Origin of the sequence: Pseudoflavonifractor phocaeensis (genome assembly GCF_038439875.1) — a bacterium.
Classification (GTDB): Bacteria; Bacillota; Clostridia; order Oscillospirales; family Oscillospiraceae; genus Vermiculatibacterium.
Window position 1 is genome coordinate 175,988 of sequence record NZ_JBCDMT010000001.1, and the last position, 15,254, is coordinate 191,241.

Consider the following 15,254-nt stretch of genomic DNA (forward strand, 5'->3'; position numbering starts at 1 on the left):
AGTCAGAAAACTGGAGCCGCCTCTTTTTTTCGGCCTGTTCAGGAGCTTCCGGTGTCCACCAGGATGTTATCCGTGCCGTGCTCCTCGAATTCGGCGATATAGGCGTCGATGCGGGAAGCCAGCTCGGGGTAGTTGTGTTCGTCGATGGGCACGTCCTCCATGTCCCGCCTGGCCAGATCCTCGGCCAGGATGTCGAAGAAGACGTTGTTTTCATACTCCATGATCGCCTCGTGGATGCCGCCCTCGGCGAAGGCCTGGGATGGGACCGCGGCGCCCTCCCAATATTCCGTGAGGGCGTCCATGCCAAGCTCCTTGGCTTTCTGAAACAGAAGGCTCTCCACTTCGTCGTAGTCGGCGAACCGGTCGTCGCCCCTGGTGGAGTTCAGGATCCAGTTGCCGATATAAGCCATATCCAATAGGCGCCGGAACTGTTTGGCTGTCAGCTCTAACTTCATGGGAAGATACCTCCTCGCCGTGATGGGATAGAGGGCACGGCCCTCTCCGTCTCTATATTATAATGATGTAAATAGAAATGTCAAACGGGAGTGAGGGCCTTTTTTCAGGGAAAAGAGCGGGAAATTTCCCTTGCCTTTCCTCAGGAAACGGCATATCATAGTAAAGATTCATTTTTCATGATTTCGTTCAGAGGGGGAGAGGGGTATGGATCAGCGGGCCATCGGCGTGTTCGACTCCGGCATGGGGGGGCTCACCGCCCTGCGGGAGCTGCGGCGCCTGCTGTCGGGGGAGGATCTGGTCTACTTCGGGGACACCGGCCGGGTGCCCTATGGGGGCCGGGGCCGGGAGACCATCCTGCGCTATGCCCGGCAGGATGTGGCCTTCCTGCGCTCCTTTGATCTGAAGGCCGTTGTGGTGGCCTGCGGGACTGTGTCCGCCAACGCCCTGGCCGAGCTGACGGCGGAAAACCCCCTGCCTCTCTTCGGCGTGGTGGCCCCGGCGGCACGGGCCGCGGCGGAGGCCACCCGGAACGGGCGGATCGGCCTTATCGGCACGGCGGCCTCCATCCGCTCGGGGGCCTACGAGCGGGAGATCGGGGCCATCGCCCCGGCGGCGGAGGTCTTTGCCAAAGCCTGTCCCCTCTTCGTCCCACTGGTGGAGAACGGCCGCTTCCGGGTGGGGGACCGGGTGGTGGAGCTGGTGGCGGAGGAATACCTGTCCTCCCTGCGGGAGGCGGGGGTGGACACCCTGGTGCTGGGCTGCACCCACTACCCCCTCCTGGCCGAGGTGGTGGCCAAGACCATGGGGCCGGAGGTGGCCCTCATCGATACCGGGGCCGCCTGCGCCGCCGCCGCTGCCGGGACCCTGGCGGAGCGAGGCCTGCTGGCGGACCGGGTCCGGGGTGGGAGCCGCTACTTCGTCAGCGACTCCACCGAGGACTTCGCCCGGCTGGCCTCCGTCTTTCTGGGGGGCGGCGTGGACGGGGACGTGGAGCGGGTGGAGATCGAGAAGTATTGACGGCCCCCTCTCAGTCAGGCTTCGCCTGACAGCTCCCCCTCCGGGGAGAGCCTTGCTCCGCGGAGGACGGGGGCGGGCGGATGGTATCCGCCCCTACGGACGCGCGTATGCTCTGGGGTTTCCCTGCGGGGGCACCTATCGAAATCCGCCCTTTACACAGCCCGAAAACCCATGTATAATATCTGCGCTTCATTTTTTGAGACGAGGTCGCATTTTATGTCTGAGAATAATGTCATTATCTCCATCCGGGGCCAGCAGGCCTTCGAGGGGGCCGAGGGGGAGACCATGGAACTGGTCACCGAGGGCCTTCTCCAGCGGGAACCGGACGGCTATACCCTGAGCTATCAGGAGAGTGAGGTCACCGGTATGAAGGGGACCCTCACCACCTTTCAGATCGAGAAGGACTGCGTGACCCTGATGCGGGTGGGGCAGTTCAACTCCCAGATGGTCTTTCAGGAGGGCCGCCGCCACCTGTCCATGTACGATACCCCCTACGGCAGTCTGGCCGTGGGCATCAACACCCGGAAGATGCGCTCCGCCATCGGAGACCAGGGCGGCGACATCGAGATCGACTACAACATTGAGATCGACCACCGGGTGGCCGGGATGAATGTCTTTCAGATCAGCGTCCGGGAGAAAACGCCGGGGGACATCGCCCAGTGAATGCCTGGCCCAACCAAAGAGAGAAGGAGAATCACACCATGTCCAATCTGATACTTGCCGCCCGGGAGCAGGTGGCGGCCCTCACCCAGAGCGCCTACGAGAAGGCCGCCGCCGCGGGGGTGCTGCCCGCCGGGGCCGCCGTCGCCGCCAAGGTGGACATCCCCAAGGACGTCAGCCACGGGGACTACGCCTCCTCCTTCGCCATGGCCGCCGCCAAGGCTCTGGGCAAGCCCCCCCGGGACATCGCCCAGGCGCTGCTGGACCACCTGGATTTGGGCGGCAGCTTCTTCGACAAGGCGGAGATCGCCGGGCCCGGCTTTTTGAACTTCACCCTGGGGAAGAACTGGTTTGCCCAGGTCCTCGCCGACGTGGAGACGGAGGGTATGACCTACGGCAAAAGCGACGAGGGGAAGGGGCGGAAGGTGATGGTGGAGTTCGTCTCCGCCAACCCCACCGGCCCCATGCACATGGGCAACGCCCGGGGCGGCGTGCTGGGGGACACCCTGGCCTCCATCCTGGAGCGGCTGGGCTATGACGTGTGGCGGGAGTTCTACGTCAACGACGCGGGCAACCAGATCCACAAGTTCGCCACCTCCATCGACGCCCGGTACATGCAGCTCATCCTGGGGGAGGAGAACGTGCCCTTCCCCGAGGAGGGCTACCACGGCGAGGACATCAAGGCCCTGGCCCAGGCCATCTACGACGCCCACGGCGAGGGCTGGAAGGACCTTCCCGAGGAGGAGCGGCTGGAGCGGATGGCGGAGTACGGCCTGGGGGTGAACATCCCCAAGATGAAGGCCGATCTGCTGAAATACGGCATCGAGTACGACCAGTGGTTCCTGGAGTCCACCCTCCACGACTCCGGCGCCGTGGCCGCCACGGTGGCCGAGCTCACCGGGAAAGGCTGGACCTACGAGAAGGACGGCGCCCTGTGGCTGGACACCACCCGGCTTCTGAAAGAGAAGTTCATGCGGGAGGGGAAGACCCAGGAGCAGGTGGACAAGCTGGAGCTGAAGGACGACGTGCTGCGCCGGGCCAACGGCTTCTACACCTACTTCGCCGCCGACATCGCCTACCACAGCAACAAGCTCAAGGACCGGGGGTACGATACCGCCATCAACATCTGGGGCGCCGACCACCACGGCCACGTGGCCCGGCTCCAGGCGGCCCTGGACGGCCTGGGGCTGGACGGCTCCCACCGGCTGGTCATCGTGCTGATGCAGCTTGTGAACCTCCTCCAGGACGGCAAGCCGGTGCGGATGTCCAAGCGCTCGGGCAAGGCCATCGCCCTGGCCGACCTGCTGGACGAGATCAGCGTGGACGCCGCCCGGTTCTTCTTCAATAACTCCAAGCCCACCAGCCCCCTGGACTTCGATCTGGACCTGGCGGTGCGGCAGGACAGCGACAACCCGGTGTATTACGTCCAGTACGCCCACGCCCGCATCTGTTCCCTGTGCGCCAAGATGGCCGAGGAGGAGCACGTGGCGGTGCCCACCGCCGGGGAGGTGGACGCGGGGCTGCTAAGCAGCCCGGAGGAACTGGCCCTGGTGAAGGCCCTGGCCCGGTTCCCCGAGGAGATCAAGATCGCCGGGCGGGACTACGACCCGGCCCAGATCAACCGGTATCTCATCTCCCTGGCGGGGGACTTCCACCGCTTCTACAACGCCCACCGCATCAAGGGGGAGGAGCCCCAGGTGGCCAAGGCCCGGCTCAAGCTGGCCGACACCACCCGCTCTGTGCTGGCCAACGGCCTGGCCCTTATCGGCGTCACCGCGCCGGTGAAGATGTAACACAAAAAGGGCCCGTTCCGCCGGAACGGGCCCTCAGCTTGCGGAAAAACCTGTACATTAGGGATCTCGCCCGGTCTGCGGCGGGGGAGCACGAGGGGGCGGCGCCCGCCTCGTATGGGATCAAATGCCCCGAAAAGCCTGTATCAGCAGGCGTTCGGTGAGCGAAGCGAGGACTTTCCTGGGGCAAAGCCCCAGGAAAGTAACGGCATTGAGCAGGCTGCGAAAAATTCCAGTTGGAATTTATCGCAGCCTGTGGGCCCGTTCCGCCGGAACGGGCCCTTTTCACTCTTATTCCTCCACGTAGATGACGCTAACGGGGCAGCTTTCCGCCGCCGTTTTCGCGGCCGCCTCCTGGTCGGGGCCGGGCTGCTGGTAGGCCTCAGACCGGCCATCGTCCGCGATGCGGAAGACCTCGGGACAGGTGGCCTCACACAGCCCGCAGCCGATGCAGTCGTTCCGCTCGATGGAAACTTTCATCCATATCACCTCCCAGACAGTATTCCGCGCCTTTCCGGCTTTATGTGCCGTACACCCGGAAACGAGAGAGACGGGGACGGCGGGAGAAGAGGGGAAAATATCTTTTGTCGATGACCGGACGGGTTTTCTCCGATCGTTAAGAAAACCTTTATCGTCAGTTCACAGCCCGTTCACCAAATCTTTCCTCGCCTGTATTATCATAACATCATCAGGCAGGAGCCTTTTACATAGATCGTATCACCTTTCCCCCTTCTCTTTCTCTCTCTCAAATACAGCAAGGACGCAGGCCGGTTCCCCGGCCTGCGCCTTTGCTGTTGTCTGCCGTGTTCCCCGGCCAGTGGGATTCCACAATATTTGAAGAGGCGGAGGCCGATAGAGATGTTTTTGTTTCCAGGCTATATCCTCGCCATTGAGGACGACAGCGACCGGGCTTTTATGGAAGAGCTCTATACGAGATACCACAAACTGGTCATTTCAAAGGTCCGTGACAGTCTGACCGATGCCGACAACAGCTGGCAGGATGTGGTCCAAACCACATGGATGAGGCTGATCCGCCGCACCGCCCAGCTGCGGGAGCTGGACTCCTCCCGTATGGCCTCGTATATCGTCCGAACGGCGGTGAACGCGGCCAAAAACCACAACCGTGGCGGGGCCCGGCACGCCGCCGTGCCCCTGGACGAGACATGGGACCAGCCCGACCCGGAGGACGGCGTGGAGAGCAGGCTGATCCGGATGGAGGAGATCGGTGAGCTGTACACGGTGTGGAAGGACCTGGATGAGGAGACCCAGTCCCTTCTGTCGGACCGGTATATTTTGGGGATGACGCCCACGGAGATGGCGCAGCAGCGGGGCGAAAAGCCGGGCACCGTTCGGGTGGCCCTGAGCCGGGCGCGGAAAAAGGCGCTGAGGCTCATCGAGGCCAAACGGGGCGAAAAGGCCGCGGTCCGGTGAGGAGGCTCCTACGCAAAAACCCGCCCTGGGGATGTTTGCCCCCGGGCGGGTTTGTTTTTTGCCGCCCCGCGGAAAAGTTTGGGATATAAAAAGAAAACCAGATATGTCCCGAGCCAACCCTCTGTTTTTGTGCAAAGAATAAAGAGTTTCTTAACGTTCCCTTAATTCATTATTATTGCGGCGCAATGGATTGAAGGCATTTTTGTTACTAACGTGTTACTAATACGTTACTAACGGCTGATAATTGGTGATTATGATTAAGCAAGTTTTTGAACTGCTTCAGCAAGCCATTCAACAGGGGGATGGGCATACCCGGCGTTTGTGTCCTTCTTGAGGGAGTGACCCATAAGGAGTTTTCGGGTGATCTCGTCCACCCCTGCTGTCAAGAGCCGGGTGTTGAAGGTATGACGGCACCAGTGCGGTGTGGCTTCCGGCAAATCAAGGGCTTCCATGATGGGGGGAAAAGCACGTTCCCGATACCACCATGTCGGAACTGGTTCGCCATGGTCGTTTGTGATGATGGTGGCTTTCCCTTGCGCCAGACGGCGGGTGAAATAGGGCTTGATTTTGGGGTGAATGGGGAGGATGCGGTTCCGGCCCGCACCTGTTTTGATACCGGCTGAAAAATAGCCCCCGCTTTCCGGGTGGTACTGAAAGGGGGAGAGAGACAAAAATTCTGTGATGCGGTATCCCGTGTAGCAGAGCATGAGAACAGTGTCGGCCCATGGAAAGCCGTCTTTTGCCATTTTTTCCAGCTTGGCAAGTTGGATGTCGGAGAGGGCACCCTTCGGGTTCTTGGGGTCAACCGAAGGGACGTCTAGATATTTGGAGTAGTCCTTGCCGACAATATCCCGTTCCATTGAATAGGCGTAGAGGGCACGAATTAGGGCGGCGTCATTGTTTATGGTGCTCTGGGAGAGCCCCTTATCTTCATCTTCGTCCAGGATGCTTTGCCATTCGTCCAGGGCAACTTCACGCATCTTGCGGGAGGAGAACCGGGAAACCCGCTTGTTCCACGCTGCCTTGTGGCTTTGCAGGGACGAGGAGCGTCCGGCCTTTTCGAGTTTTGCGTATTCCCGCCCGGACCATCCATCGTAGACCATTTGCACGGTCATGGAGAGTTTATCAGGGAGCGGGGCGGTCCCTGCTCTCCGGCGGTCATTGTAATCGTCGAGGGCGGCCTGGGCCTCATCGCCTAAAGCATAGTACCCAAGTGGCCGTTGAACTATATGGCCGTGTCTATCTTTTTCTGAAACCTTGACGACATAGGGCTTACGGCGATTTCCTGGTAATTTTACGATGGTTCCTGTACCGTTTGGCCGGCGCATGGTGGATTCCTCCTTTTCACTTGCACCAGACGCCCCGATGTGATAGGATTAAAGGGCGCAAAGGTGCCTTGGTGTGATAGCTTGGGGCCTGTGCATGACCGCTTCGAGGGTAGGATCTCGGGGCGGTCTTTTTTATTCTAGGGGCGGCAGACGGAGCAGGGCTCCTTGCCGTCGTCCTCGGCTTCCGTCACAGTGTCGTAGTAGACACGGTTTTCGTTGAGAATGTCCTGGGCATGACGACAAGATGTGCGGTGAAATTTGTTGCTGTTCACGCTGGCGACGTATTGTCCAGAGGTGCGGGTGACGGCCTGGGTGGTGGTGACGGCGGGGGTGGAGGCGGGAACGCTGGGGGCCAGAGAGGGGCGGAGGGCGAAGAAGAGGCAGAGGGCGGCGAGGACAACTGAAATGAAAATAAGAATATTACGCTGTTTTATATATTGATGTACATTGCATAGTCTGGTGTCCCAAAGACGATTGTCTAACTCTGTGGAAATGTAGAGCTTTTCCATGCAGGCATATGCTTCTGGAGACCCAAGTTCAATTTTATCAAGTTTAAAGTCTTCATAAAGCTCTCTCTCAATGTCCGCTTCAGTTAATTTGAAATCCTTCCGTTTGGGACGCACCTCAAACTTTTCACTCATGACAATACCTCAAACGAGATGTGAAAGGGTATCAAATAATTGTTGATTTGCTTTCGTGTAGCCGGAAAGGGCGTCTGGATGCAGAGCAAAAAGAGTAGAAGCAATAGTTTTTGCTTCCGATATGGATTCAGCACGTAGTTTGTGCCGTTGCCTGGAAATATCGTAAATGATAACGACGTTTTCAGCATTTTGTGTGAAGTTTATTTGTTTTGTAGCTATATAAATCCAAGCAATATCTTTTCTTTGTATTATATCGAAGTGCCTTTTATCAAAAATAAAAAGAAGGCTTTGGGTACAGATAAACTTTTTCGTGGAAAGCGATTCTATAAAAGTTGACATGCTATGGGGAATAAATATTTCAGGTGGCAATAACTCACGAGTTTTTTCATTATTAGCATCGTGTAATGATGGAGCAACTACAAAAAGCAAGGCGGAAAATAATCTGGGCCATAAGACAACGGAAATGAGAAGACTACAAAAAAGAATAGTAAAATCCAGATTGTGATGTGCAAAAAAAGAAAATAGAGTAAGGGCGGCACTTAAGCTGATAAGGATTAAAAATAGTATTGAAACAGGATGCTTAATAATTTTCAAATGGGTTTTCCGTATGAGTTGGTTCATGTCTCATTCCCCCATTATTTATTCCCGGATGGTGCTGGTGAAGGCCACGGCACGGCCAAGGATGCGGATCTGGTCCAAGGTCTCGCCCTCATAGACCATATCGGCGTATAGAGGATTGCAGGCCCGGAGGGTGATGCGGTCGGAGCCGGGGGTGTAGTAGACCTTTTTCAGGGTGGCCTCGTCGTCGATAATGACGGCGGCGATCTGGCCGTTCTCCACCTCGGGCTGCTCCTTCACGTATACAATATCGCCGTCGAAGATGCGGGCGTTTATCATGCTGTCGCCCTTGCACTTGAGGGTGAAGTCGCAGTCCACGCCCTCGGGTACGTCGTCAAACTCGTCCACCTCTTCCACGGCCAGGATGGGCCTTCCGCAGGCGATAGTGCCCAGGCGGGGCTTTTTCACGAAGCGGGGCATGGGGAGGATATTGGCGGCGGAGGGGATTTGTTTGCCGGTGTGCTCCTCCCAGCCCATGATGTAAGCGGGGGTCGTGCGAAGGGCTTTGGCCAGGGATTCTATTTTATCAGAGGGGATATTACCAATGATCCCGGTTTCATAACGGCTCATGGTTTGACGGCTGATTCCAACGAGAGCCGCCACTTCCTCCAGCGTCATATCAAGTTCTTTCCTTCTGCGGCGGATGTTTTCTCCGATGCTCACGGGAAACACCTCCTTTCATGATGAACTTATTATAACATAAATTACTTAATGCGCAACAACTTTTTGAAAAAAGAAGCAAAAAATCTCTTGACACGTAACTTGAGCGGTGGTATAGTTTGGTGCGTAAGATGCACCAAACGATACAACAACGAAGGGAGGGCATAGGGCGATGGTTGATACGGACAAGCTGCGTGGAGTGATTGCGGAGCGTGGGCTTTCGCAACGCCGGGTGGCAAAACATCTTGGTATGACTGAAAAAACCTTTTATACCAAGATGAAAAAGGGCGTGTTTGACAGTGACGAGATGGCGGAAATGATTACGTATCTTGGAATTGATAACCCGTACGAAATTTTTTTTGCCTCGCTTGGTGCGCATTGCGCACCAAGCGAAAAAAGGGGGTGAGCGGATGAAAATTGTAATCGAGGGGACGGAAAAGGAAATTGCCGTCCTTGTATCGGCCCTGCAAGGACGGCAAGGGGCGTACCCGACACTGGATGAATACCTGGCGAAGCGCAAAGAGGCGTTGGAAGCGATTCGCAGAAAGAAGAGTGAAGTCAATGAAGCCCCCGGAGAAAAGTAAGGATTTCAGAGAAATGTTCGACCACGAGAGTAAGCCCAGCGCCGACCAAGGCACCGAGCAACGTATTCGTAAGCTGGAATCTTCTGTCCGATTTCTTTTCGGCCTTTTTCTTGGCGGCTTGCTGGGCCATTTCCTCGGCATGGCGCTGTTCCATTGAAAGCCGCTCCCGATGGGCTTCCAGTAAGGAAGTTCCAAATGGGGTAATTCCAATTCGGGCATTTTCCATAGGAAATGCCTGAGAGAGGTAACAGAGAGTACCCTTGGACAACAGATGGTTTAAAAGTCGTTTGGTCTCGTTGCATTGTTTCGAGGGGTCAAATTGATTTATTACATCGAGGTAATAGCAACGTTTTCTCTCATCAACAAAATTCAAAATTCTATACTCGTGTTCGGAAAAATCAGACATAAAAAGACCCCCTCCCCGACAATGTAACACGATTGACGGGGAAGGGCAAGAGGAAGGCGGTGAGGCGGTGCCCAAGTGGAAGACCGCCCCGCAGAAACGGCTTTTTCGGTGCGCCGTCTGCGGGGAAATCGCCCCGGCGACCAAGCGGAGGGGCAAAACCACACAGCCGGGGCACGTAAAGCACATGTACTGCCTGCGGTGCAAGGTCGTGACGAAACATGTACAAATCGAATAAAGGAAGCCCCGCCCGGTGCTGACACACCGAACGGGGCCGAGGGTGGAACAGTTGAGCACCATTCCGCCCTCCATTCTAAGGTGTGCCGCCCGGTCTGTCAAGGGCGGGCGGCGGAAGGAAGGAGGACTTCAAAATGAAGAAAAGTACGTTGCCGGTGCCCGGCGACGAGGAGATCAGAGCGTTTGAGAACGTGCCGGTAGACTTGGCGGCCCGGTATATCGGCTGGTCCACGCCCACAATTTACCGGGCGCTCCAAGAGGGGCGGGCCCCCTTTGGGTTTGCCGTCAAATGCGCAGGGGGGAGCTGGGCCTACAATATTTCCCCCGGCCTGCTGATGAAATACAAGCAGGGGGATTTGCCCACCTACCGACTGCGGGAGGTTGAGGAAATCGCCGTGGATGGGATTACCCGGATCTTGGACGAAAAGCTGGGGGCCCTGCGCAAACTCACGGAGGCCCTGGTATGAAGCGGGTCTGCGGGATGCTCTGGCCGGTGTTTCTCCTGCTGGTGCCGATGGACGTTGCCGGTGCGGTGGAGCAGGGGGCGGCGCTGGGGTGGATGGCCTTGGCTTTTGGCTCCGTCCTGGCGGGCGGCTGGATGGCCAGGAAGGGGGGCGCTCTGTTGTGAGCCTGGGAGAACAGGTACAGCGGCGGCGGCTGGAGATGGGTATGACCCAGGGCCAGGTGGCCCGGTGGCTGAAGGCGGTGGACCGCCGGATGGACACTCCCCAGGTGAGCCGGTATGAAAAGGGGCTGTGTCTGCCGACGAGGGAACAGCTTTTCGCCCTGGAGGAGGTTTTGCAAGCCTCCAGGTTCGAGTTGTACGGGCGGGACGAGCTGGAGCTGGCGGGCGGGGTTCCCGCCTGTGACGGGCGGGCAGAAGCCTGCCGGTCGGACGGCGGGGAAGAGCCGGAGGCCGAGACCAGAGAACAGCGGCGGGGCCGGAGGTTTTACCGCAAGTGCTACCGGGTGAGCCGGGCGTTTGAGGAAGCCCTGCCCGGTGATCTCCTGGCCGTATGCGGCTACTCCTCCTGGCAGAGCTGGTATGACGCAGCCCTCAAGCGGCTGGTGGGGGAGTACGGGGCCCGGAAGCGGGCGCTGTCTGTCCGGGAGGGCCGGAAATGCTGAATCCGATGCGGGACAAACAGGATATGGCCCCGGCGGAGTGGTGCCAGAGGTGCCGGGGAGAAATCTACGAGACTTCCCCGGACGGCCTGTGTGACAGATGCCGGGAGGAGCTTCAAGAAAAGGAGGAAAACGATATGCAAATGGGAGAAATGTGCAGGGCAAGCATTATGGAGATGGCGAAGGGGGCCATCATGGAGCGGATCGACTACGAGATGGGGAAGGTGCTGGACAATATTCTGGACGTCAACACCAGGGCCACGGCCAAGCGAAAGATCACTGTCACCTTGGATATGATTCCCAGCGCCGACCGGCACAGCATCGCCGTGTTTGCCACGGCTAAGCCCACGCTGGTGCCCACGGAGCCGGTAAGCATCAATTTGTGCGTTGCCGCCCTTCCGGGCACCGGGGAAATGGTGGTGGCCGAGATGGCCCCGCAGATCCCCGGACAGATTCATTTGGACGGGACAGAGCAGGAGGAGCCCAAGGTCCTCAAGTTCAATCAGCAGAAAGCGGCCATGGGGTAAGCCGTGCTTTACATTGTTGTGAGGGTGGACAGCCCCCAGCGGGATATCGCCGGGGTGAAGGAAGAGCTGGCCGCCTACTGTGAGCGGTATGGAGATATTCGGGCCGTAGAGGTCCGGCAGGACGAGCCCAGACAAGAAACTCTATTTTGAAAGGATTGTTACTTATGTTGAAAGAAGCCTTCCAGTATCTTGTGTCCCTCAAGGAAAACAAGACCTACGAGATCCACGGGGATACCTATTCCGACCACGAGCTGGTTCGGATTCCCGTCAACGTGGACCGGCCCAACGAATTGGAGGTCAACGGCCTGGACAGCATCGTGAAGCTGGTGCGCACGGAGCTGGAGATGATGGAGAATTTCCCGGTCTTTATCCGGGTGTCCGACCCCCGGCGTGTCAATGTGTTCAGCACCTTGGACACCGTTATGGGCAGGGATCGCCTGTACTGCGCCGTCTGTGACGCCCCCGACTTCCGGGAGGGCTGGCGGGAGCAGGAGGAGGCGATCATCCAGCTTCGGAGTGCTTTCGTGCCCAACGAGGACACTGCGTATCTTCTCGATTTGCTCTCCCGTATCCACAAGGAAGAGGGCGTTACGACCGTGGACAACGGCGTGAGCCAGTCTGTGGAGGCCCGGGCGGGGGTTCAGCTCAAGCAGATGGTCCCGGTCAAACCCCGTGTCACCCTGTGCCCCTATCGCACCTTTACCGAGATCGAGCAGCCGGAGAGTGAGTTCATCCTGCGGCTGAACGAGAATGCGGGCGTGGGACTGTTCGAGGCCGACGGCGGCAGGTGGCGGCTGGAGGCCAAGCGCCGGATTGCCGATTACTTTGAGAAGAAGCTGGCAAAGGAGATCGAAGTCGGCTATGTGGTCGTGATGATGTGATGGCGTACCCTGAGTACGAGCTTTTTGCCGGCCGGGAGGCTTGGCTGGCGCATCGCCGGGACTGGCTGGGGGCGTCCGACGCCCCCGCCGTCCTGGGGGTGTCCCACTGGAAGAGCAACGAACAGCTCTGGGAGGAGAAGATGGGGCTCGTAGTGCCGGAGGACATTGGGGAGAAACCCTATGTCAGGTACGGCAACGACGCCGAGCCCCTTCTGCGGGCCTTCTTTGAGCTGGATCACCCGGAGTACGAGGTGTCCTTCGTGCCCTTCAAGGTGTTCCATCACCCGGAGAAGCCCTTTATCGCCTGCACCCCGGACGGGGAACTGGTGGAGAAGGCCACGGGGCGGCGGGGCGGGCTGGAGATCAAAACCACGGAGATCATGAACGCCGCCGGGTGGGACAAATGGAAGGACCGGGTTCCTGATGAGTATTACGTCCAGGTGTGCCACCAAATGCTGGCCGCCGGGTGGGAGTTCGTGGAACTGCTGGCCCAGCTCAAGTTTACCACTGCAGACGGGGACGACAGAAAAGAGGTCCGGCACTACCGCATCGACCGGGCGGACGTTCTGGGAGACCTGGAGAGGGTGGAGCGGGAGGATACCGCCTTCTGGACCTGCGTCCAGGAGCGGCGGCGGCCCAATTTGAAAATACAGTTGCCCGGCGAGAGGCCGAGGTTGAAAGGAGAAATTTAAATGAATGAAGCGGTTTGCTGTTGTAATGAGGTCAATAAGGTTACCCTGTCCCAAATGACGGAGCGGGTGAAGGACCCGCTGATGAGGGCGGAGGCGTATCTGGTGAGCGCCCTGTCCGTGCTGGAGGGGCGTTTTGCGAAGGAAGATGGAAACGACCGGGAGCTTATCGGGCTGTTCGACGTCATGGAAGATTTGCAGGGGCGGGCGGAACGGATCGCAATTCTGGCGGATACGCTGGCCGGGAGGCTGTGAGGGCGTTATGGACACTTTGGAATTTGTGATGAGCCCGGACGTGGCGGAGGTGGTGCCCGCTGTCCTGGGGTTCAATTTTGAGGAGATGAAATCCGTTCTCCAGGAGCGGTTGCGGTATTACAGCGGCTTGGTGGTGACTGAGGGGGCAATCAAGGCCGCCAAGCAGGACCGGGCCGACCTGAACAAGCTCCGGGAGGCGTTGGAGGCCAAGCGGAAAGAGGTCAAGAAGGTTTGTCTCGCCCCCTATAACGACTTTGAGGCCAAGGTCAAGGAGCTGGTGGGAATGATCGAAGCCCCTATCTCCGCCATTGACGGACAGCTCAAGGAGCACGAGGACCGCCGGAGGGAGGCCAAATATGGGGAGATCGACGCCTTCTTCCGGGAGGAGGTGGGGGACCTTATGGGATTGGTGCCCCTGTCCGCCGTTTGGAAGGACGAATGGCTCAATGCCGGTACGTCGATGAAGAAGATCAAGGAGGAGGTTTCCAGCGCTTTGTCGAAGATCCGGGCCGACCTCAAGGTGTTGGGCACCGTAGAGGCGGAATACCAGGACGAGGTGAAGGTCAAGTATCTGGAAGCTCTGGATGTGTCCGCCGCCTTGGCCCACCGCCACCACCTCAAGGAACAGGCGCAGAAGTTCCGGGAGATGGAGGAGAAGCGGCGGCGGGTGGAAGCGCTGGGGGGGCTGGCCCAGGCCGATGCCTGCGGGGCGGGACCGGCCCCGGAGGAGCCGACGGAGCAGGAACAGGAAACGGTGTATTATCTGGCGTTTGAGTGCTCCGTCACCAAGGCCCAGGCGGCGGCGCTGAGTGCCTTCATGAGAAACAACAACATTACATATCGGAGGATTTACAAATGAGAGCCAACAACAGCTTGCAGAATCGGAGGCCCCGGTTTTCCGTGGCGATCCAGACCCCGGCCTATCAGCGGCTTGTAAACGACACTCTGGGGGACCCGGACCGGGCCCGGCGGTTCGTGGCGGCGATCACTTCCGCCGTTTCCGTCAATCCCGCCCTTCAGGAGTGCGACGCCGGGACGGTGCTCTCCGCAGCACTCCAGGGGGAGGCCCTCAACCTGTCCCCCTCGCCCCAGCTGGGCCAGTATTATCTGGTGCCCTACTGGGACAAGAAGCGGGGGTGCAGTGTCGCCCAGTTCCAGGTGGGTTACAAGGGCTATATTCAGTTGGCCGAGCGGAGCGGCCAATATCTCGATATTGACGCCTTCCCCGTGGTGGAGGGCGAGTACAAGGGGCGGGACCGATATACCCGGCGGCCCGTCCTGGAATTTTTGGAGGACGATGGGGAGCGGGAGAACCGGCCCGTGGTGGGCTACTACGCCTACTTCGAGTTGACCAACGGCTTCCGCAAGGTGCTTTACTGGTCCAAGTCCCAGATGCTTTCCCACGCTGACCGCTATTCCCAGGCGTTCCATTTGGACAGTGTGGAGAGCGCCGACCCGAATAAAAGCCGGGTCTCCTTTGCCGACTTTGAGGCTGGGAACTTCCCCAAAGAGGATGCGTGGAAGTATTCGTCCTTCTGGTATAAGGACTTTGACGCTATGGCGGGGAAGACCATGCTCCGTCAGCTGATCAGCAAGTGGGGCATCACGTCCATCGACATTCAGAAGGCCCTTGCAAGCGACGGTGCGGTGATTTCCAGGGATGGGACGCCGGATTACCTGGATACGCCGGATGATGAGCCTGTGACGCTCCAGGAGGGGGAAAAAGGGGTCCCTACTGAGGCGGACGCCTCTGTGGGGGGAGGAGGAGCAAGGGAGCGGGCAGAGCTTTCGCCGCAGGCGGAGGCGGAGCTTAGCGGACTTTGCGACGACGAGGGCCCCGTCGCTGGGGTTGGGTACGCCGACGCCGAGGAGAGCCCGGAGGAGCTGCCGGACGGGGCGTTTTGACCTGTGGGCCGTGACTGGAGGAAGAGCCGATGAACTCCTGGTTCTCA

The 15,254-nt window shown here is 58.8% G+C and carries 23 protein-coding genes; 16 read left to right on the top strand and 7 right to left on the bottom strand.

What is annotated here, in order from left to right:
- Positions 1–38: 38 nt before the first annotated feature.
- Positions 39–455 (bottom strand): hypothetical protein, encoded by a 417-nt coding sequence (locus AAEU42_RS00860; RefSeq protein WP_342231625.1) that lies wholly within the window; start codon positions 453–455, stop codon positions 39–41.
- Between the two features lie 205 nt (positions 456–660).
- Between AAEU42_RS00860 and murI the strand changes: the two genes are divergently transcribed.
- The 3 genes from murI to argS all read left to right on the top strand — a co-directional run bounded on the left by murI (position 661) and on the right by argS (position 3,926).
- Positions 661–1,473, top strand: coding sequence for a glutamate racemase (gene murI / locus AAEU42_RS00865; RefSeq protein WP_342231626.1), 813 nt, complete (start codon positions 661–663; stop codon positions 1,471–1,473).
- A 216-nt stretch (positions 1,474–1,689) separates the two neighbouring features.
- A complete protein-coding gene (locus AAEU42_RS00870) occupies positions 1,690–2,136 on the top strand; it encodes a YwiB family protein (protein WP_342231627.1) in 447 nt (148 codons plus the stop codon).
- A gap of 38 nt (positions 2,137–2,174) precedes the next feature.
- Positions 2,175–3,926: an arginine--tRNA ligase gene (gene argS, locus AAEU42_RS00875; RefSeq protein ID WP_342231628.1), complete on the top strand. Its 1,752-nt coding sequence runs from the start codon at positions 2,175–2,177 to the stop codon at positions 3,924–3,926.
- A 288-nt stretch (positions 3,927–4,214) separates the two neighbouring features.
- Here the strand turns inward: argS and AAEU42_RS00880 are convergent, their stop codons facing one another.
- Complete coding sequence (locus tag AAEU42_RS00880; RefSeq protein WP_342231629.1) at positions 4,215–4,403, bottom strand: ferredoxin; 189 nt, start codon at positions 4,401–4,403, stop codon at positions 4,215–4,217.
- A 378-nt stretch (positions 4,404–4,781) separates the two neighbouring features.
- On the opposite strand from AAEU42_RS00880, the gene AAEU42_RS00885 reads away from it, so the two are divergent.
- The gene (locus AAEU42_RS00885; protein ID WP_342231630.1) at positions 4,782–5,354 is read left to right on the top strand and encodes an RNA polymerase sigma factor; all 573 of its coding nucleotides are present in this window, start codon (positions 4,782–4,784) and stop codon (positions 5,352–5,354) included.
- Between the two features lie 257 nt (positions 5,355–5,611).
- Here the strand turns inward: AAEU42_RS00885 and AAEU42_RS00890 are convergent, their stop codons facing one another.
- The 4 genes from AAEU42_RS00890 to AAEU42_RS00905 form a co-directional block, all read right to left on the bottom strand.
- The gene (locus AAEU42_RS00890; protein ID WP_342231631.1) at positions 5,612–6,682 is read right to left on the bottom strand and encodes a tyrosine-type recombinase/integrase; all 1,071 of its coding nucleotides are present in this window, start codon (positions 6,680–6,682) and stop codon (positions 5,612–5,614) included.
- A gap of 137 nt (positions 6,683–6,819) precedes the next feature.
- Entirely contained in the window at positions 6,820–7,323 is a 504-nt protein-coding gene (locus tag AAEU42_RS00895; RefSeq protein WP_342231632.1) for an Ada metal-binding domain-containing protein, read from the bottom strand.
- A gap of 9 nt (positions 7,324–7,332) precedes the next feature.
- Positions 7,333–7,944, bottom strand: coding sequence for a hypothetical protein (locus AAEU42_RS00900; RefSeq protein WP_342231633.1), 612 nt, complete (start codon positions 7,942–7,944; stop codon positions 7,333–7,335).
- A gap of 18 nt (positions 7,945–7,962) precedes the next feature.
- Positions 7,963–8,604 carry a LexA family protein gene (locus tag AAEU42_RS00905; RefSeq protein WP_342231634.1) on the bottom strand — a complete coding sequence of 214 codons (642 nt, stop codon included), beginning with the start codon at positions 8,602–8,604 and terminating at the stop codon, positions 7,963–7,965.
- A 169-nt stretch (positions 8,605–8,773) separates the two neighbouring features.
- Between AAEU42_RS00905 and AAEU42_RS00910 the strand changes: the two genes are divergently transcribed.
- Entirely contained in the window at positions 8,774–9,007 is a 234-nt protein-coding gene (locus tag AAEU42_RS00910; protein ID WP_342231635.1) for a DUF739 domain-containing protein, read from the top strand.
- A gap of 4 nt (positions 9,008–9,011) precedes the next feature.
- The gene (locus tag AAEU42_RS00915; protein WP_342231636.1) at positions 9,012–9,185 is read left to right on the top strand and encodes a hypothetical protein; all 174 of its coding nucleotides are present in this window, start codon (positions 9,012–9,014) and stop codon (positions 9,183–9,185) included.
- Here AAEU42_RS00915 and AAEU42_RS00920 read toward each other — a convergent pair.
- Positions 9,160–9,591, bottom strand: a complete 432-nt coding sequence (locus AAEU42_RS00920; protein ID WP_342231637.1) for a hypothetical protein — start codon at positions 9,589–9,591, stop codon at positions 9,160–9,162. The two genes, AAEU42_RS00915 and AAEU42_RS00920, sit on opposite strands and share 26 nt — an antisense overlap.
- A 368-nt stretch (positions 9,592–9,959) precedes the next feature.
- Here AAEU42_RS00920 and AAEU42_RS00925 point away from each other — a divergent pair, with 368 nt between their 5' ends.
- From AAEU42_RS00925 to AAEU42_RS00970, 10 genes are read left to right on the top strand one after another with little or no spacing between them, the layout of a single operon-like run.
- The gene (locus tag AAEU42_RS00925) at positions 9,960–10,292 is read left to right on the top strand and encodes a hypothetical protein (RefSeq protein ID WP_342231638.1); all 333 of its coding nucleotides are present in this window, start codon (positions 9,960–9,962) and stop codon (positions 10,290–10,292) included.
- Positions 10,289–10,453: a hypothetical protein gene (locus tag AAEU42_RS00930; protein ID WP_342231639.1), complete on the top strand. Its 165-nt coding sequence runs from the start codon at positions 10,289–10,291 to the stop codon at positions 10,451–10,453. The genes AAEU42_RS00925 and AAEU42_RS00930 overlap by 4 nt, the downstream gene beginning before the upstream one ends.
- Positions 10,450–10,953, top strand: a complete 504-nt coding sequence (locus tag AAEU42_RS00935; protein ID WP_342231640.1) for a helix-turn-helix transcriptional regulator — start codon at positions 10,450–10,452, stop codon at positions 10,951–10,953. The genes AAEU42_RS00930 and AAEU42_RS00935 overlap by 4 nt, the downstream gene beginning before the upstream one ends.
- Positions 10,947–11,477 carry a hypothetical protein gene (locus tag AAEU42_RS00940; RefSeq protein WP_342231641.1) on the top strand — a complete coding sequence of 177 codons (531 nt, stop codon included), beginning with the start codon at positions 10,947–10,949 and terminating at the stop codon, positions 11,475–11,477. The genes AAEU42_RS00935 and AAEU42_RS00940 overlap by 7 nt, the downstream gene beginning before the upstream one ends.
- Before the next feature lie 3 nt (positions 11,478–11,480).
- Entirely contained in the window at positions 11,481–11,627 is a 147-nt protein-coding gene (locus AAEU42_RS00945) for a hypothetical protein (protein ID WP_342231642.1), read from the top strand.
- Positions 11,628–11,641: 14 nt separating this feature from the next.
- Positions 11,642–12,358 carry a hypothetical protein gene (locus AAEU42_RS00950; RefSeq protein WP_342231643.1) on the top strand — a complete coding sequence of 239 codons (717 nt, stop codon included), beginning with the start codon at positions 11,642–11,644 and terminating at the stop codon, positions 12,356–12,358.
- Positions 12,358–13,050, top strand: coding sequence for a lambda-exonuclease family protein (locus tag AAEU42_RS00955; RefSeq protein ID WP_342231984.1), 693 nt, complete (start codon positions 12,358–12,360; stop codon positions 13,048–13,050). The genes AAEU42_RS00950 and AAEU42_RS00955 overlap by 1 nt, the downstream gene beginning before the upstream one ends.
- The gene (locus AAEU42_RS00960; protein ID WP_342231644.1) at positions 13,051–13,302 is read left to right on the top strand and encodes a hypothetical protein; all 252 of its coding nucleotides are present in this window, start codon (positions 13,051–13,053) and stop codon (positions 13,300–13,302) included.
- A 7-nt stretch (positions 13,303–13,309) separates the two neighbouring features.
- Positions 13,310–14,161 carry a DUF1351 domain-containing protein gene (locus AAEU42_RS00965; protein ID WP_342231645.1) on the top strand — a complete coding sequence of 284 codons (852 nt, stop codon included), beginning with the start codon at positions 13,310–13,312 and terminating at the stop codon, positions 14,159–14,161.
- Positions 14,158–15,207, top strand: coding sequence for a recombinase RecT (locus AAEU42_RS00970; RefSeq protein WP_342231646.1), 1,050 nt, complete (start codon positions 14,158–14,160; stop codon positions 15,205–15,207). Before AAEU42_RS00965 ends, AAEU42_RS00970 begins: the two co-directional genes overlap by 4 nt.
- Positions 15,208–15,254: the final 47 nt, after the last annotated feature.

Coding starts and splice junctions, on each gene's coding strand:
- AAEU42_RS00940 (WP_342231641.1), top strand. CDS start 10,947: ATGCTGAATCCGATGCGGGACAAACAGGATATGGCCCCGGCGGAGTGG.
- AAEU42_RS00885 (WP_342231630.1), top strand. CDS start 4,782: ATGTTTTTGTTTCCAGGCTATATCCTCGCCATTGAGGACGACAGCGAC.
- AAEU42_RS00915 (WP_342231636.1), top strand. CDS start 9,012: ATGAAAATTGTAATCGAGGGGACGGAAAAGGAAATTGCCGTCCTTGTA.
- argS (WP_342231628.1), top strand. CDS start 2,175: ATGTCCAATCTGATACTTGCCGCCCGGGAGCAGGTGGCGGCCCTCACC.
- AAEU42_RS00925 (WP_342231638.1), top strand. CDS start 9,960: ATGAAGAAAAGTACGTTGCCGGTGCCCGGCGACGAGGAGATCAGAGCG.
- AAEU42_RS00920 (WP_342231637.1), bottom strand. CDS start 9,591: ATGTCTGATTTTTCCGAACACGAGTATAGAATTTTGAATTTTGTTGAT.
- AAEU42_RS00880 (WP_342231629.1), bottom strand. CDS start 4,403: ATGAAAGTTTCCATCGAGCGGAACGACTGCATCGGCTGCGGGCTGTGT.
- AAEU42_RS00930 (WP_342231639.1), top strand. CDS start 10,289: ATGAAGCGGGTCTGCGGGATGCTCTGGCCGGTGTTTCTCCTGCTGGTG.
- AAEU42_RS00970 (WP_342231646.1), top strand. CDS start 14,158: ATGAGAGCCAACAACAGCTTGCAGAATCGGAGGCCCCGGTTTTCCGTG.
- AAEU42_RS00955 (WP_342231984.1), top strand. CDS start 12,358: ATGGCGTACCCTGAGTACGAGCTTTTTGCCGGCCGGGAGGCTTGGCTG.
- AAEU42_RS00960 (WP_342231644.1), top strand. CDS start 13,051: ATGAATGAAGCGGTTTGCTGTTGTAATGAGGTCAATAAGGTTACCCTG.
- AAEU42_RS00900 (WP_342231633.1), bottom strand. CDS start 7,944: ATGAACCAACTCATACGGAAAACCCATTTGAAAATTATTAAGCATCCT.
- AAEU42_RS00950 (WP_342231643.1), top strand. CDS start 11,642: ATGTTGAAAGAAGCCTTCCAGTATCTTGTGTCCCTCAAGGAAAACAAG.
- AAEU42_RS00910 (WP_342231635.1), top strand. CDS start 8,774: ATGGTTGATACGGACAAGCTGCGTGGAGTGATTGCGGAGCGTGGGCTT.
- murI (WP_342231626.1), top strand. CDS start 661: ATGGATCAGCGGGCCATCGGCGTGTTCGACTCCGGCATGGGGGGGCTC.
- AAEU42_RS00870 (WP_342231627.1), top strand. CDS start 1,690: ATGTCTGAGAATAATGTCATTATCTCCATCCGGGGCCAGCAGGCCTTC.
- AAEU42_RS00965 (WP_342231645.1), top strand. CDS start 13,310: ATGGACACTTTGGAATTTGTGATGAGCCCGGACGTGGCGGAGGTGGTG.
- AAEU42_RS00860 (WP_342231625.1), bottom strand. CDS start 455: ATGAAGTTAGAGCTGACAGCCAAACAGTTCCGGCGCCTATTGGATATG.
- AAEU42_RS00890 (WP_342231631.1), bottom strand. CDS start 6,682: ATGCGCCGGCCAAACGGTACAGGAACCATCGTAAAATTACCAGGAAAT.
- AAEU42_RS00895 (WP_342231632.1), bottom strand. CDS start 7,323: ATGAGTGAAAAGTTTGAGGTGCGTCCCAAACGGAAGGATTTCAAATTA.